Here is a 14,848-nt window from a genome sequence, read left to right as displayed (position 1 = left end):
TGTCGAGTGGACTGGCAGTTTCGCACTGCAGATGCGCGACTAAAGTTGAAAAGACTCTATCCAATCATCCATGCAAACTAACGAAGTGCGGCACTAGGTTCGTGACATCATACGCCCCTGCGTCGGTGCGAACAATGACTTTCTCCGCGATCAGGCGCTCGATAATCCCTGTGCGCTCCGAGGGGCGCGACTGGCCAAGGAGCCGGAAGTAGCCGTCATCATTGATGCAGTCCAGAACTTCGTCTGGAGTGAGCCCCTGAAGCGCCATGCCGTCTTCAAACGCGTTCTGCTCCAGCAGCTTCCAGAGCTCCCGCTCTTTCTCGGGTAGGTCTTTCAACAGTTTCTTGTAGGAACCAAGCCGAATGTAGGCTTCCCCGCGCCAGCGAACCGGCATCTGAAGGGCTGCGGGAACTTCGATCAGCACGACTGGCTTTCCGTCTTCCATCCACTGGTGCGCACTCAGATGCAGCTTGGGCGTTAAATTGCCCGTCAGCCAGGATTCCAGCTCTTGGGTGCTGTACTTGGCTTTGTGAAAGTCGAAGGTTGTGCCCACCAGGCGATGTGTCCCGTCTTCGACACCCCAAACGAGATACGCCTGTGCCTTCCCTACCAACCGCGCCGAGTTTGCGAGGGCTGAGAGGTACTCGCCGATATCCTGTGGGTCGCTGTTATTGACCTTGAACTCCACCCACTCGGTTTCCCGAGGTAGGGCACGAAGCTCGCGCAGAAGCGAGGAAAGAGTGATCTGATCCATACATTACTATTTTACCCGCAGAACTAAACAAACAACTGTTTTACAAATAAAACAGACAGACTTACGCTTCACTTTTCGTGGGTGCAAAGAGCAAGTGCACAACCGAATCGGTCACTAGGTATAATGAGACATGAGCAAAAATCCGTTTGCCACTATCATTCCCCCGCTCTCCGCGTTCGGGGAGTGGCGCACGGCGGGTGAGGATATTTGGAACGAGGCCACGGTCGCGCCCTGGCGGGCACTCTTTGACCAGCTCGACGACCTGGCCACCGACCTACCCGAATCCGAGATGCTGCTCTCCCTCGCCGACGAAGCATTAGCGATCTTTGCGGCTTGCTGGCGCTACGGCTCCTATGCCCATGTACTCACCCAGGGCGCTCCCCTTCCTGAAGCGATCCGGCGCAATCCTGAGGCGGGCAGGATCACCGACTGGGAGATGCGGCGCATTCAGATCGAGTTCAGCGCTGCATTGGCGGCTTGGTGGGAGCTGGAAGATGCCGAGCCGGAGAGAGCACACCACCGGGCACGGGCCGCGTGGAAGCTTCTGCCAATGCCTGGGTGCCAAGTGCTCCCCGATGAAGCGATCATGCAGCACTTCGCCGAGAGAGTGCGCACGTTTCGGGAGAACACCGCTGGGGAGCCCGAAGCGGAGAGAGTTCTGACACGGCAGTGGTCTTTGCGCCAAGAGGCCAACGCAACCGTGGCTCAGGTCTACCGTAGTGGCCCGATTGAGTCGCTTCATGCGGGGGAATCACGGAGCCTGAGTACGCTTCCTGCTTGGCCACACGTCCGGCGGCTCTACGCCCCAGACTTGCAACGAATCGCCAATTGGGCCGTACACCGCCTGATGATACACTTGGCCGCGCGACGGCACTGGCGGCGGTCTGGCTTTTCGATCTTGGTGCTACACGGCCTGAGAGAGTGCCCGGAATGGAGTGTGGACCTGGAGACGGCTCCGGTCTGTTACGCCAAGCCTGTCACCGTTTAGTGGCCCTTTCCACGCGCTTTAGTGGCCGTTGAAGCGTATGCCAGGTGTATACTATTTCGGAAGCGCGGAAAAATGCATAGTGGGCGCTCAACCTGGAATGCTGATGTCTGAAGAACAAGGGAATGAGCTGCTAACAGTAGAGCAGGCGGCACGGGAAAAAGGCGTCTCTGAGTCGGCGGTGTACCTGGCTCTGACCGAGGGGCGGCTAGCGTATGAGCTGGCTCTCGGACGTCGGGGGGTGCGGCGCTCTGCTCTCCTGGCTTGGGAGCCACGTAGCTACCGAGCTCGTGAAGGTGCCAAGGTGAGCGGGCGTCCACCGGGCATTCCTCAGACGGAAGAGGGTAAGGCTAATATCTCTAAGGGGCAGAAGAAGCGCTGGGAGCAGAGCCGCTCCGAGCCTCCCGAATCCCAGAGTCCGAAAAATACTTGAACTTGTCGAGGCGATAATTTCCGTATTTCAAAGTATAGTGTTAGTGAGAGTTGCGAGGGCCGAGAAAATCAGCCCCAACACTCAAAAACAAAATACCCTGCTGACTGAGGTTCTGATCGAACCGTCCCTGCAAAATTGGGGGCGCGAAGGACGACGGAGCTGAACGCGACCCGTATGGGCCTCTTTCTGCATTAACACAAGGAAAGATGCCCCATGACGACAAGTGTCGCTCGGGCTGTAGAAACACAGCTCGGTGCTTCCCAATACCTTCCTGCCACCCCACGGCAGGCTCAGACCTCCTCAGCAGAGACCACTACCCTCGCTCAGTGTGAAGGCATCATCCAGAACGCCGTCCGCAAGCTCCCACTCTATCTCCAAGACGATGCTCGCCAAGAGGCTCGGCTTGCCGCAGTTATCGCGATGCGACGCTGCCCTGGTGGCGCTGCGAAGCCACACTTTGGCTACATCAAAAAGGCCGTCCGCAACGCAGTCTGCGATTTGGTTCGCTACGAGCAGAGCTTCCGCGATCTGGGCACCGAGTCGCTAGAGAGCCCTGAGGCGCAGCGTGCGGAGTCCCGAGAGCTTTCCCCCAGCAAGAGCGCCGAGCGGACGGCATTTCAGGAGATTCTCTACGCGTTGCCGCTTCCTCAGCAGGAGCTACTCTACGCCGTCTACTGGGACGGCGAGCGCCAGACCTCCATCGCTCACCGCCTGGAAGTTACCCCGCAGACCCTAAACAAGCGCCTCCAGCGCACCTACACCACTCTCCGCGAGCGTGCTTCCGAGTACGTTTTTGCCTGACCCCGACCTAAAGGAACCAACTATGAACTTCAAACGAACTACCCCTGAGCCGATGAGCGCACGTGAGCTCAAGAGTGAGCCGACCCTGACCCGAGCGATGGCGCAGCTTACTCTCCCCATCCCAGACCCTGATGAAGACTTGAAGGCACAGGAAGCGTGGGCACAGACACTCAGCGACAATGACTTCAGCCTGGCGTCGGGAGCGTCGTTTCTCTACAGCGTCCGCGACATCGGCTACAAGGGCAACGACACGGCGCTCGATGACCTGATTGACAACTCGATCCAGGCCAGCGCAAAAAACGTCCACATCGCCTTCCAGTGCCATGGCGAGAAGATCCAAAGCATCGCTGTCATTGACGACGGGCACGGTATGAGCCCGAAGGTACTTCGTGGGGCGATCCCCTGGGGAGGCACTCACCGCCGGGGCAACCGGCAGGGGTTCGGCAAGTACGGCTTCGGGCTGTCGTCTGCCACGCTTAGCATCGGCAAGCGCTTTACGGTCTATACAAAAGTTGCTGGAGCCGATCTCTACAGTATCGAGCTGGATATTGAAAAGGCCGACCAGGGCGCGTATACGACCACCGAAGGGCGTGTTCAGGTTCCTGGTGCTGAGAAGGCAAGCCTCCCCTCATGGGTGGATAGCTATATCTTTGAGCACCTCGGGGAGCTTAAACAGGGTACCGTGATCGTCATCGAGAACCTGGATCGGCTGGAGAAAAAGACCAGAAACGGCTTCCAGGGGCATCTCCTTCCGCATCTTGGCGTGATCTTCCGCAACCTCTTGTCTGCAATGACACTCTGGGTAGATGGCACGAAAGTAGAACCGATTGACCCGCTGTTCTTAACTGAGGGCTGGAAGTTTTACGATGAGGATTCGGATCGCGCTGAGGCGCTTCCCGCGATCAACATCCCCGTGAGTGACGATAACGGTAGTCTTAAAGGTGTTATTGGAGTACGCATCGCGCGGTTTCCCGTTTCGTTCTTACGTCAGCCTGAGAGCAAGGAAAAAGTTCGTGGAAAGAACAATAATAGGTTCAAAGTAGTCAAGGATCTCCCTGGGATTCTTATGCTACGAAATGGCAGACAGATTGACGTGGTTAACAGCTCTTCCAAGACAACCTTCCAAAATAACGACCGCTACTGGCAAGTCGAGCTGAGCTTTCCAGGTACTATGGATGAAGAATTAAAACTATCTGTCATGAACGAGGTAGAAGTATCAGACCGCATTTGGGACGCACTGGAAGCAGCCGGATTATTTCGCACGATCAACCAGATGCGAAAAGCCTACCTGACTGAAGCTGCTGCGTTGGAGGCAAAGGGCGATCAAGGAGACTCCGCCGATCACAGCCGTCCCTCAGAGCGAGCGCTGACAGATGCCCTACCCTATCTTCCGACAACGCCATTTCAGCAGCAGCGCGGTGCACAAAACCTCCGTGAGGAAGCGCGGCGCCGTGCGGCACAGACTAGGCGGCCTCTGGAGGAAGAGGAGCGACGCCTGGAAGAAGAGACCGAGGAGCGGCTCTTTCTCGCGATCCCTGAAGACAACCCAGAAGCGCCGTTCTACCGTGTTCAGCAGCTCGGAATGCAGACACAGCTCTTTCTGAACAAGAGCCACCCGTTCTACACGAGTATCTATGGCTACACCCCAAAAGACCCTGCTGAAGCGGGGCGACTCTTGCGAGCAAGCTGGGAGATGTTCCTGTTCACTCTGGGACTCTCTCAGCTCAACGCGGAGGCGCACCCTGATCGGTTTGAGTGGTACCGCAAGGAGAAGCAGGAGTGGTCGGTGAACTTCGCCGCGATCCTGAGCCGCTACGACCAGTACCGTGATGTCACGGATGCTCTCGCGCTCCAGGATGCCATTCAGGAGACCACAGAGACTGCCACTACCAGCGAGCAAACAAGCCCTGAGGGTGAGGAAGCGTAAGCACAACACGGAGACCAGGACATGCTGACCGACGAGAAAATGCTGCTGCTTATGAATCGTCTGTAGTGAGGGGCTGGTCGAGTAGCGCTTATGGCTCCCAAGGGCCGCCTGGGTTCCAGTGCGCGGTGAAGGGGCGCTCTTCTGCGAGGGTGGCGAGCAGGGGCTGGAGAAAGATTCGGAGCGGGGTTAGGAGCGCCTCCAGGCTGGTCGGGGTGGTGTCATCGGTGAGCTTTTTGCGGAATGCGGCCCACTGGCGTTGCTTGATAGGATCGCTGGCAAACTCGTCGGTGAGGGCGATGGGCAGGCCGCCGTCGGGAAACGGGGTGTCGCGCCTGGTGAAGGTGGCTTTCAGAGCGGCGGCAAGGGTCGGGCCGTCGAAGCTGAAGGCGCTCGAAAGATACCAGAGGTCGAAAAAGTCTTTGAGGCGCGTGTTACCCATACCAAGCTTGACGAGCGCCTCGGTTTTCTCGGCGACGACAGTTTCTCGGGGGTAGGCGCGAAGCCTCGGGCGAGGCAGGCCGAGAAGCGTGGGCAGCTCGATCTCTTCTGGCCCCGGCGTGATTGCCTCGCCGAACGAGATATCCACTTCGAGGCGAGGGAGCGCCGTGCCGAGCCGGGCGACGATTTCGATGTACAGTCCCTGATACACCCGGCCCTCGCTCCGCTCCTCGATGCGAAAGGTCTCGGGCAGGAAGACCAGGCCGTCTTCTTCAACGGGGATCGCGCAGATCTCCAGAAACTGCTGCTTCAGGGTCTCGGCTGTGCTCTCGCCCACTCCCAGCATGTCCAGATCGCCCGTCGGGCGGTGCCCTCCCGGAACCCAGACGGAGAAGAGCGCGGCTCCCCGCAGGACGAAGCGATCCCGGTAGGGCGAGAGGCTGAGGCGGTAGAGAAACCGCTCGATGACGTAGCGCAGGAGCACGAGCGCCATGTCTTCGCCGGTACTCGCCCGATGGTTCTTGAGCTTCGCCTGCACCGATGCGCCGGGGTTGCGCTCGCCCTGTTTCTTCGGCTCGCTCACAGGCTCAGGGTCTCCAGGTAAGGGCGCATGATGTTGGAGACGCGGCAGAGCTTTCCGTAGCGCCAGACTTCGTCCATCGTGAACTTGCGCCGCCGCCAGCCATCCGTGAGGGCTTCGAGAGCGATGTCCAGACCGATCTTGTTGCGGAACTTGAAGCAGTCGGCGACCGTGCGGGCTGGGCTGGTGATGCGAACGGAAGCGCCGCCAAGCTCGTGAGCTTCGATCCCCTCGGTGAGAAGCGGCCCGGACATCTGGAAGAGCCGCAGCGAGACGCTATCGAGCTGGGGGCGGTGGGTGCGCGGCGGGAGCGCCAGCCAGACCTGATGCGGACTTTGGGTGGTGAACTGGTGGAACTGAAGCGCGGAGAGCAGGCAGACGATACCGCTTGGAACTCGTAGGGCAACCTCGGCCAGAGTCTGGTGGGGGTCGAGCGGGGCATCGAGCGGCAGGTAGACTCCTCGGCTGGAACGCTCAATCATCCCCTGCTCGTAGAGGCGCTGGAGATGCGTGGGCGAGATGCCCGCCGCCTCCAGGTCACGCGGGCGAACCATGCGCCGGTCACGAACCAGCTCCAAAACAGTCTCTGCGGTGCTCATTACTTCAGATTTCCTTAGCTCTTGCTGACAGTATACAAGATTTTCGGAAAATTGCGTCGCTGGGTGAAACACGAAATGTCGGCTCTGATAGTATTGTATTCTGCGAGTAACATACAAGGTTTTCGGAGCCTGCCCAGGTACACTCTGAGACATCTGGCTCCATGAGCTACTCATCTAGTGCCAGTGACAGCGACCGCTGAACGTGCTTTCTACAAATGAAGATTTAGTTCTACCTTCTCGACTCGCGTTCCAAAGTTGAAAGTGAAATCTTTATAGTCCAGATGGGCATCACAGGCATGAATTGCTCCATGATGGTTCGGACAAACCAAAAGAAGATTTCGTAGGTCATCATCACCGCCGCGACTGAGCCAGTGAATGTGATGACCATGACAGAGCCAGTGGCCGTACTCATCCATTGGATTCCAGCCGCAGAGCTGGCATTTACCGTCGTAAGTTTTCTGAAGTTCCTTAACAAGCTGGCGGTTTCGAGTCGGAGCCTGTGAAAAGAGGTAAGCAGCCCGCGCTTCTGCAACGCCTGATGGTTCCTCGACCAAGAGCTGACGAACCGCTTCCTCGTCGCCGAGAAGCACCGCCGCTTCCAACCGTTCTTCTGGAAGAATCCTTGCGCGTGGTTCCAAAGGTAGGGCTTGAGCCGCCGCAACGAGCACTTGATGATCGGCCTCCGAAATCGCACGAACAGCAGCATGACCTTGAAACGACTGCCCCAGTTTCTTCGCTTCTGTCCGAATGCTCAAAGAACGAATGATCTGCTCAACCCTCGGCGCATCGTCGTCCGCGAGAAAGTAGCGCGACTTTTTCAGATCGCCCCAAACGCGGTAGGAACCGTAGCGGAAGTTGTGCGGGTTCTGCGTCTTAGCCTTGATAACCAGCTCGGCGACGAGAACATAGCGCTTCGATTTGTTTCGGGTAAATGCCCACAGACTATCTCCGAGTTCCAACGAATGGAGAAGCGGATTCGACTGGTTCAGGTGAAAGCCAGCGCCCATATCCAGATCGCGGCGATAGTTATCAGGGTGCCAGTAGTACAGGAGGGCCATTGGAAACCATTATACGCCGAAGTGTCTCCGAAGCTCACGACCGCCACGCACCACGGAGATACCCGCGCCACCGGTCACGCCATAGGTACGCTTATCGGAGTTCGGAAGGTTGGTCAGCTCACCAATAGGCAGCTCAGAGAAGCGCACCTCAACCCGGCTTGTCTTCCCCTCATCGCCAACCCGGAACTCGTAGAGAAGCGGCTCCCCGTAGGGCTTTCCCTGAACCCACGGGATGCGGGTCTGGGTCGAGAGAAAGAGCGGGTCCACAGCGGCCAGCGGCGCATTGTCAAGAAAGACCTCACGCCCCTCCCAAATAAAATATCGGAAGACCTGCCCCAGCCGTCGAGAGAGCCGCTTTATCGCCGCTCCCCAGCGCAGTGGTTTTCCCTTATCGAGGCGCTTCCAGATCACCAGAGTACCCGTGCCACACTGGTAGCGCCCAAAACCCTTGGGGAGGCTCTTACGCTGCCGTGGCGCAGGTAGAACGGGACTTTCGGCGGTGAGCACCTCATCGAGATCGAGATAGCTGTACCAGATCGTCTTCCCTCGCCACGAGTAGACCTCCACCCGCCGCGCCTGGCTGAGTGAGCTATTTGGCAAACCCATTCCATATCTGCCAAGCCCTGAGCGATCATTGAAACGCTCGGAGCCGCCGAACTGAAGCGCGATGCGGAGCTGCTTCGGCCCCATCCCACAGCCGTTATCGAGCACGGCCACCGTATCGCTGTCCACCAGCCCGCCTTCCGGCGTGAAGATTCGCACCTTAGTTGCCCCCGCCTGGAGGCTGTTATCAAGCAGCTCGGAAAGAGCCGCATCGAGGCTCCGATACCCCGAATCGCGGGTTGCCTGTACAAACCGAACCGGGTCAATAATCGGCTCCCCCAAACTACTAGCACGCCCCATCAAATCCATGCTTCATTATACTTTATATCTCAACTAATTTCAAGATTTTATCTATCCTGAAAGCCCTTGTGCGAACCCGCGAAGCTGCGCCAGTTTCTCCCCATCGGAGAGCTCAGAGTCGAGGACTACAAGGAGCTGCGCCCCCACCTGCTGCCGAGCTTGAAGCACAGCCAAAGAGACAGGCTCAGGAGGAGCAGGCTCCTCGCCGAGAAACGCCTGAACGTCCACAGAGCGCACTCGCCATTCTCGCCGCCCTGGTCCCGCCGCTCCCTGCTTTGAAGCCGCGATCTTCCCCCGCTTGATCCACATACGCAGCGTGTACGGCGTGATATTAAGCCGCTCCGCCGCCTCCACAATTGTCAGCCACTCTTTCATAACACCTCTCCCCCTAGCCCCCTCACCTAAAGGCAAGGGGGAATTTAACCACTTACTTATTCGCTGATTACCTCACCGCGAAATACGCGATTCTGCCCCGTGATAGACAGCAAGAGCACTTCCAGCCTTGGCGGCGACCACCACAGCACAGAGACAGCCCACACGCCGGGGTTGGAGCGCATTAGCTCCTGGAGCACTTCACGAGGTGGCCGGGACACATACGGTTCCAGGCAAGGCTCAAGCACATATTCCGCCCGATCTTCATGCACCAGCACTTCCAGCCCGCCAGGGCGAATCTCCCAAGCGGCACGACACGCCAAGCACACGCGAAACGTACGCCACTGACCATCCGCGCACAAAGTACCGGCCAGTACCAACTGATCCTCGGTAGCGCACAGATCACACGCCACCCCGAGTAACTTACCCAAGCTCGGACTGGGTGCCGCCCCTTCCGGGGCGGCGAGAGAAGCCGGGGCGCTCACAGAGAAGCTCCCGCAGGGATGCGAACCCGGCGGCGCTGCAAGTACCACTGAGCCGTACCCGATATACGAACCTGCTGCACGGGAGGAGCTGGCGGGGCAGCCACGGCGGCTTTAGCCGCTTCCAAGAGCCGCACCCGCTCCACTTCTTCTTCGGCGCGATTTAGCAAGAGGGGAACCATGAGCGCGTGCTTGCAAATAAGGGGATCTATTTGCAAACCGAGATCAAAGGCTTGGCCATTTACCCGATCCAGCCGATTCTGATCTGGGCACGAACACCGCCCCGTTTCACGGCAGACCACATACTGCGCCTGAGCAACCACCCCAGTTTTGGGATCTGCGACAACCGGCGCGATGATGCAGACTGATTCGGAGCGCACTTCCCCAAGTGCGTACAGATACCAGCCCTGTGCGGCGCGAGCTTCGCGCATTTCCCGCTGTGTAGCAACGTGTGACAGAAGCGTGTTACAATCCAAATTGGTAGCCATTTTGGTGGCTTCCTTTCCAGAGCGCGGGGCCAGTTTTCCAGGCGAACCCCGCGCTCTTTCCCATTTCTGGGCGATTAGTCGGGCAGTGCCCGCCACTGATATTATACCCCAATATAATACAATTAAAACATTTTTAAACATATTTATTTCGGTACTATTTACATTTGATTTGGCTTTTGCGCTCCTGCGACGGCGGCGGCGAGCGAAGCTGACCGAGCTACACCCGCGCTTCGTGCCGACCGACGCGCCGCACCCAGCCCACCGAAACGCAGAAGCCCTGCCCCGCCGACAGCATGTGAGAGAAAGGCTGATTACACGTTTCCCCTGGGGGACGGAAGGGGAGAAATCTAAATACATCTTCCACTGCTTCACGGCGACGGTGGGAACCCGCTTGCGGGGGAACCGTGGCCGTCCTGAGAGCGATCCGAAATATTGGGGAGCGGCGACCGTAGCGCGTCGCGCGAAGGTGGCAGCGCACGTGGCAGAAGAGAGACAAGTGCTTCGTGTCCGTCGTCGCGCCGGTGCGGTGGGTCCTGGCGTAGCCGGGGGAACCTGTCCGGCTCTAAGCGTGAGCGATAACCATCGGGCGGTGTGACCGTAGCGCCTCGCGCAGAGGTGACATAAGCCCCCATCGTAAAGCGAGATAGCTGTGTCCCTTGACAGGCAAACATTTGTGTGATAACCTTGTTGTCATGGCGACGAACCACGAGCAAGGTTCGTCGCTTTCGCTTTTGTGGTTCGTCCCAGCAGCTCCGGTCAGAGAATCGGAAAACGCAACAGGAGAACCACACCATGAAAGTCAAACTCAATAGCCTGCTCGACGACGCTTCCGGCAAGTTCGGCGACAACGTCTTCGCCCGCAACCCCAGCGGCCTCTACCTTCGGAAGAACGTCGCACCCGACCAGCCCAATAGCGAGCGCCAGATGGACGTTCGCGACCGCTTCAGCACCTTCGCCTCGCGCTGGGCAACTCTGACCGAGGAGCAGCGTATCGGATGGAACGGCCTGGCATCGCTCGTCACCAAGACCGGGAAGTACGGCGATCTCTACAACCCGACGGGGCATCGGATCTATATCGCCCTGAACCAGACCCGTGCTGAGTTCGCTCTTGCCACTCTCGACGATGCCCCGCTTGGTGTCGAGCCTGCCATTCCAATGGTAGGTTTTGCTCCGACCGTCAATGTCACGGCGGCTCCTGCTGTTGAGCTGAAGCTGGGCGCAACCATCGATGCTCTCGGAACCGAGCTACTCGTCTTCGCCACTGAACCGATGTCTCCGGGGCGCTCCACCGTGAGCAACAGCGAGTTCCGGCTCATTGGAACGGGAGCTAGCGCCGACTTGGCTAACACGGATATTGGCGCACTCTACGACACCAAGTTCGGGATTCCAGCGAGCGGCGTGAAGATCGGAGTGAAGATCATCCCCGTCTCTGCCTCGGGCTTCCAGGGAACGCCGCAGAGCTCGCTCGTGATCGTCACGGCGTAACCAGGAGGGCAAGATGCCCATCATTCACACGCTCGCCGTTCTGACTGACGAGGCCGAGAACCGCCTGATAAACGCGTTCATCGGTCTCGTCGTTGCCCTCACCTGGTGGCTCAGAGCACAGCCAAAGTTCCGCAGCGCTCGAAGGCGGGCACTACGCCGCCTCAGAGACAAACGCAAACGAAAGGAGAAAGCCAGTGCCAACGACGACGAAGACAGCCCAAGCCAGCCGTAAGAAACGGGCTGCTATTCTGGGAACTGGCGCAGGAATCGCCGTGATTGGTAGTGGCCTAGCCACTGTCTGGCCCACGGGAAGCAAGAGTTTGCCTGATGCCCTCCCTGCTATCGACACCTGCCGGGTCATCGAGGTGGTGGACGGTGACACGCTCCACGCGAGCTGCGACGGCCTCAAAACCATCACCATTCGTCTATTCGGAGCCGACGCCCCGGAGATGAACCAGCCCAGCGGCCCGATGGCAAGAGCAGCGCTCGGTACTCTACTCGTTGGGCAGAACCTGAGCATTCAACCTATCGAGAAGGATAGGTATCGGCGGCTCGTCGCGCAGATTGGCACACCAAGCTATTCAAGCATCGAGCGCAGGCAAATCGAAACGGGGCTGGCCTGGTGGTCACCTCAGTACGCGCCAGACAGCCGAGACCTGCGCCTCGCCGAGGATACCGCCAGAGCCGCCAAGCGCGGCCTCTGGGCCATGCCAGCACCCATTCCCCCGTGGCAGTGGCGAAAGAGCCATTAGCCCCCAACAAGCACACAGAGACAAGGAGATCCAGATCATGAAACCACTCATCACCAAAGCCCCGAAGAAGACCGCGACAAAACCCGTTACGCCCCCACCATCGGCGGCGAGCACTACGCCCACGAAATCCGCCACCGTAAAGACAACGACTACAAAACCCAAGCTCCTCTCGCGGCCAAAGCCAAAGGTCGTACCAAAGCCAGCGCCCAAACCCATCCCGATGCCGCTTCTCGGGCCGCCGGTTGTCGTCACGGCTCCGGTTCCTTCGACGGCTTCGACCAACGGCCCGCTCCACCAGATCCCGCCCGAGTCGCCCGCTCCGCCGCCTACGGAGCTGATTGAGCCAGTTCTGGTCACCAAGCCACTCATCATCACGATTCCGCCTGAAAGCCCAGTGCCACCTGCTGACGCGGTCATCCTGCCCTCTTCTGGCGATAAGAAAGCCAGCGGTTACGCCGTCGTCGAGAGCGAAGTAATCCAGCCTTCGAGCGAAGCAGCGGTTCCGACGGGTTACATAGTCGTCGAAAGCGACTCCACGCCGCCAGCCCTTTCCCCCGCAGAAAGCGATGCGACCGGCTTGCCGCTCGCCACCCAGGCATCGAGCACCCCCAGCGATGCGGCGAAGCCTGCGAGCTACCTCGTGGTCGAGAGCGAGATCAAGCCCCAAGTAGTGGATGATGCCGCCGTGCCGGGGGGCTACACCGTCATCGAAAGCGAAGTCACGGATACAAAGAAGCCTGGCTATACCGTCGTAGAGAGCGATAGCGAGCCAACCACAGAAGCACCGGCGGAGAGCAACACTACAGGACTTGCCTTGGTTACCGAAAGCAGAGGTACAGGTCTTCCGCTCGCCGATGTGCTTCCACCCGGCTACGCTGTCATGGAGAGCGATAGCGCACCAGCAGAGAGCGAAGCGACGGGCTTGCCACTCCTCACCACACCACCGCCCGCCCCGTCGGTTCCCACGGTCACGATTCCGGCGAGTCATGCCCTCGAAGAGGTTTCCAGCATCCAGATCGGCGACGTGCTCATCATCGCCGTCAAAGTCATGCCCAAAGCAGAGCCGGAGCCGGAGTCATGACCGAGGAGCAACGCAAGGAACGGAACGCCCAGAGGCTCACCGAGTGCAACCCGATCTTTCGGCGAAAAGCCACTGCAATTCTGGAAGACCTCGAAGGGCATGGCTTGCGGCCACGGATTCAAGAAGCGTGGCGCTCCCCCACACGGCAAAGACAGCTCCTCGCCGACGGCTTCACCAAAGTGCGTTGGGGAATGCACAATGCGGTCACGGAGGATGGGAATCCCGACTCCTTGGCCGTGGATATCCTGGACGATGACCAGCCCAACAAAGAGAGCACGAAGTTCCTACTCATGCTGACGGCAAGTGCCAAAGCTCATGGCTGCGTGACAGGCATTGGCTGGGGACTCTCCCAAGAAGATCGCGACACCATCCGTTCGGCGGTAACGAGTCGTGACTTCGAAGCGAAAGTAGAAGTTGGCTGGGACCCGTGCCACGTCCAGATCGGCGGAATCAGCGTGCAGGAAGCCAGGGACGGAGCGAGGCCATGAAAGACGAGCAACTCTGGAAACTCTTCGTCAGAAAGCCACTCCGCTGGTTCCTGCGGCGATTTCTCCCAACTGAGGAGACAGATGTCACTCTCGCGGCAGTCGAAGCATTGGTTGTCGCTGCGCAGGGCAAGTAACTTCTACAAATCGGCGAGGAGCTGCTCCACACGGCGGGCGATGGCATGGCGGAGCGGCCCACAGTCAGGGTTCCCCGCCAAGACGACTTTCACCGCGCTGTAGCAAGCGCCAGCAACCCACTCGTGCATCAGGTGGTGGGCCAGCTCGTGTACAAACACGCGCCACTTACGATGCGGAGCGAGCTTGGGCGAAATCAAGATCGTTCCCTCACCGCCATCGTTCAGAGGAGGCAAGTAGCCGCCAGGCTCTGTATTCTCATGATCCCACCGGAGTTTGACATTGAAGAACTTGGCAATATGCTCCAGCGAGCGAGAAGCCCTCCCCAACGACAAAACGCCCTCTCGGATGCGCGCGACAATCTCCCAGGCGATCCTATCCGACTCGCCCCAGCCGAAGTTCCAGAGCGTTAGAGTATCACCGAAGCGACGCTCAGCGGCCCGAGCCATAAACTCTCCTGCGGCGCTTTGGCTCCGGCTCGCGGGGCGTTACCATCTCGTCGGTCACGTAAATCTCGGCGGTCTCGGCGATGCGAGCCTGCTCTTCCTCGGCGTCTTCTATCTCCTCATACGAGAAGCGGCTCCCGATGATGCTTCGGCTGTCGAGCTTGCGCAGGGTCTCGGCCATGTTCTTCGCGGCGACCAGCGCGGCCTCACGGATCAGCTCACGCGACGGCCCATCGAAATCGTTGAAGCCCTCCATACGCCCAAGGAGCGTGTCTATGTCGGGCACGTACTGGAGCTCGGGCTTGTCGTGGCCCGCGACGGCAAGAAGAATCTCAGGATCGAGCTCCAGAGTCACGGCCAGCTTCGTCAGGATCTCCTCGCCGGGGAGCTGATACTTCCCATCCGTCTTTATTCCTCCCGTCTCGATCAGGGTGAGGTAGCTCGTCGATACCCCGGAGCGCCGGGACAGCTCCGCCTTGGTCAGGTTACGTTTGGCCCGCTCCAGGCGCAGCCAGTCGGCGAAGCGCTTGCCTTGTGCCTGCTCCTCGGGGGTAGCAAGAATTGTTCGCGGGGACATGTTTCGAGTTCCTCAAGAGCCATTATGCCACACAAAGGACTTTCTGACAAACTCAGTTGCACGAAAT

The 14,848-nt window shown here is 59.0% G+C and carries 21 protein-coding genes; 11 read left to right on the top strand and 10 right to left on the bottom strand.

Annotation, left to right across the window (positions count from 1 at the left end):
* Window positions 1-64 precede the first annotated feature (64 nt).
* Window positions 65-754 (bottom strand): helix-turn-helix domain-containing protein, encoded by a 690-nt coding sequence (locus ACH2ED_RS07350; protein ID WP_395089815.1) that lies wholly within the window; start codon window positions 752-754, stop codon window positions 65-67.
* Between the two features lie 130 nt (window positions 755-884).
* Here ACH2ED_RS07350 and ACH2ED_RS07345 point away from each other — a divergent pair, with 130 nt between their 5' ends.
* The 4 genes from ACH2ED_RS07345 to ACH2ED_RS07330 all read left to right on the top strand — a co-directional run bounded on the left by ACH2ED_RS07345 (window position 885) and on the right by ACH2ED_RS07330 (window position 4,900).
* A complete protein-coding gene (locus tag ACH2ED_RS07345; RefSeq protein WP_395089814.1) occupies window positions 885-1,742 on the top strand; it encodes a hypothetical protein in 858 nt (285 codons plus the stop codon).
* Between the two features lie 103 nt (window positions 1,743-1,845).
* The gene (locus ACH2ED_RS07340; protein ID WP_395089812.1) at window positions 1,846-2,172 is read left to right on the top strand and encodes a hypothetical protein; all 327 of its coding nucleotides are present in this window, start codon (window positions 1,846-1,848) and stop codon (window positions 2,170-2,172) included.
* Window positions 2,173-2,385: 213 nt separating this feature from the next.
* Window positions 2,386-2,973, top strand: a complete 588-nt coding sequence (locus tag ACH2ED_RS07335) for a sigma-70 family RNA polymerase sigma factor (RefSeq protein ID WP_395089810.1) — start codon at window positions 2,386-2,388, stop codon at window positions 2,971-2,973.
* A 22-nt stretch (window positions 2,974-2,995) separates the two neighbouring features.
* Window positions 2,996-4,900 carry an ATP-binding protein gene (locus tag ACH2ED_RS07330; protein WP_395089808.1) on the top strand — a complete coding sequence of 635 codons (1,905 nt, stop codon included), beginning with the start codon at window positions 2,996-2,998 and terminating at the stop codon, window positions 4,898-4,900.
* 88 nt (window positions 4,901-4,988) lie between these two features.
* Here the strand turns inward: ACH2ED_RS07330 and ACH2ED_RS07325 are convergent, their stop codons facing one another.
* The 7 genes from ACH2ED_RS07325 to ACH2ED_RS07295 form a co-directional block, all read right to left on the bottom strand.
* Window positions 4,989-5,921 carry a nucleotidyl transferase AbiEii/AbiGii toxin family protein gene (locus tag ACH2ED_RS07325; protein ID WP_395089807.1) on the bottom strand — a complete coding sequence of 311 codons (933 nt, stop codon included), beginning with the start codon at window positions 5,919-5,921 and terminating at the stop codon, window positions 4,989-4,991.
* Window positions 5,918-6,517: a type IV toxin-antitoxin system AbiEi family antitoxin domain-containing protein gene (locus tag ACH2ED_RS07320; protein WP_395089805.1), complete on the bottom strand. Its 600-nt coding sequence runs from the start codon at window positions 6,515-6,517 to the stop codon at window positions 5,918-5,920. The genes ACH2ED_RS07325 and ACH2ED_RS07320 overlap by 4 nt, the downstream gene beginning before the upstream one ends.
* Before the next feature lie 209 nt (window positions 6,518-6,726).
* The gene (locus ACH2ED_RS07315) at window positions 6,727-7,575 is read right to left on the bottom strand and encodes an HNH endonuclease (protein WP_395089803.1); all 849 of its coding nucleotides are present in this window, start codon (window positions 7,573-7,575) and stop codon (window positions 6,727-6,729) included.
* A 9-nt stretch (window positions 7,576-7,584) separates the two neighbouring features.
* A complete protein-coding gene (locus tag ACH2ED_RS07310; RefSeq protein WP_395089801.1) occupies window positions 7,585-8,487 on the bottom strand; it encodes an ATP-binding protein in 903 nt (300 codons plus the stop codon).
* 42 nt (window positions 8,488-8,529) lie between these two features.
* Window positions 8,530-8,853, bottom strand: a complete 324-nt coding sequence (locus ACH2ED_RS07305; RefSeq protein WP_395089799.1) for a helix-turn-helix domain-containing protein — start codon at window positions 8,851-8,853, stop codon at window positions 8,530-8,532.
* 56 nt (window positions 8,854-8,909) lie between these two features.
* Window positions 8,910-9,335 carry a hypothetical protein gene (locus ACH2ED_RS07300; RefSeq protein ID WP_395089798.1) on the bottom strand — a complete coding sequence of 142 codons (426 nt, stop codon included), beginning with the start codon at window positions 9,333-9,335 and terminating at the stop codon, window positions 8,910-8,912.
* Entirely contained in the window at window positions 9,332-9,763 is a 432-nt protein-coding gene (locus tag ACH2ED_RS07295; protein WP_395089796.1) for a hypothetical protein, read from the bottom strand. Before ACH2ED_RS07295 ends, ACH2ED_RS07300 begins: the two co-directional genes overlap by 4 nt.
* Before the next feature lie 226 nt (window positions 9,764-9,989).
* On the opposite strand from ACH2ED_RS07295, the gene ACH2ED_RS07290 reads away from it, so the two are divergent.
* The 7 genes from ACH2ED_RS07290 (at window position 9,990) to ACH2ED_RS07260 (ending at window position 13,760) form a co-directional block, all read left to right on the top strand.
* A complete protein-coding gene (locus tag ACH2ED_RS07290; RefSeq protein WP_395089794.1) occupies window positions 9,990-10,415 on the top strand; it encodes a hypothetical protein in 426 nt (141 codons plus the stop codon).
* A gap of 197 nt (window positions 10,416-10,612) precedes the next feature.
* Window positions 10,613-11,305: a hypothetical protein gene (locus tag ACH2ED_RS07285; protein ID WP_395089792.1), complete on the top strand. Its 693-nt coding sequence runs from the start codon at window positions 10,613-10,615 to the stop codon at window positions 11,303-11,305.
* Between the two features lie 13 nt (window positions 11,306-11,318).
* Window positions 11,319-11,537 (top strand): hypothetical protein, encoded by a 219-nt coding sequence (locus ACH2ED_RS07280; RefSeq protein ID WP_395089791.1) that lies wholly within the window; start codon window positions 11,319-11,321, stop codon window positions 11,535-11,537.
* Window positions 11,500-12,057, top strand: a complete 558-nt coding sequence (locus ACH2ED_RS07275; RefSeq protein ID WP_395089789.1) for a thermonuclease family protein — start codon at window positions 11,500-11,502, stop codon at window positions 12,055-12,057. The genes ACH2ED_RS07280 and ACH2ED_RS07275 overlap by 38 nt, the downstream gene beginning before the upstream one ends.
* 37 nt (window positions 12,058-12,094) lie before the next feature.
* Entirely contained in the window at window positions 12,095-13,138 is a 1,044-nt protein-coding gene (locus tag ACH2ED_RS07270) for a hypothetical protein (protein WP_395089787.1), read from the top strand.
* A complete protein-coding gene (locus ACH2ED_RS07265; protein ID WP_395089785.1) occupies window positions 13,135-13,626 on the top strand; it encodes a hypothetical protein in 492 nt (163 codons plus the stop codon). The genes ACH2ED_RS07270 and ACH2ED_RS07265 overlap by 4 nt, the downstream gene beginning before the upstream one ends.
* Window positions 13,623-13,760: a hypothetical protein gene (locus ACH2ED_RS07260; protein WP_395089783.1), complete on the top strand. Its 138-nt coding sequence runs from the start codon at window positions 13,623-13,625 to the stop codon at window positions 13,758-13,760. Before ACH2ED_RS07265 ends, ACH2ED_RS07260 begins: the two co-directional genes overlap by 4 nt.
* 3 nt (window positions 13,761-13,763) lie before the next feature.
* On the opposite strand, the gene ACH2ED_RS07255 is transcribed toward ACH2ED_RS07260, so the two are convergent.
* Both ACH2ED_RS07255 and ACH2ED_RS07250 read right to left on the bottom strand, forming a co-directional pair.
* Window positions 13,764-14,207, bottom strand: coding sequence for an ImmA/IrrE family metallo-endopeptidase (locus ACH2ED_RS07255; protein ID WP_395089781.1), 444 nt, complete (start codon window positions 14,205-14,207; stop codon window positions 13,764-13,766).
* Window positions 14,191-14,781, bottom strand: coding sequence for a helix-turn-helix domain-containing protein (locus ACH2ED_RS07250; RefSeq protein WP_395089779.1), 591 nt, complete (start codon window positions 14,779-14,781; stop codon window positions 14,191-14,193). Before ACH2ED_RS07250 ends, ACH2ED_RS07255 begins: the two co-directional genes overlap by 17 nt.
* Window positions 14,782-14,848 lie beyond the last annotated feature (67 nt).

The sequence above is a fragment of the Armatimonas sp. genome, assembly GCF_043757465.1.
GTDB lineage: Bacteria > Armatimonadota > Armatimonadia > Armatimonadales > Armatimonadaceae > Armatimonas.
This window is presented reverse-complemented; position numbering and strand designations above follow the sequence as displayed.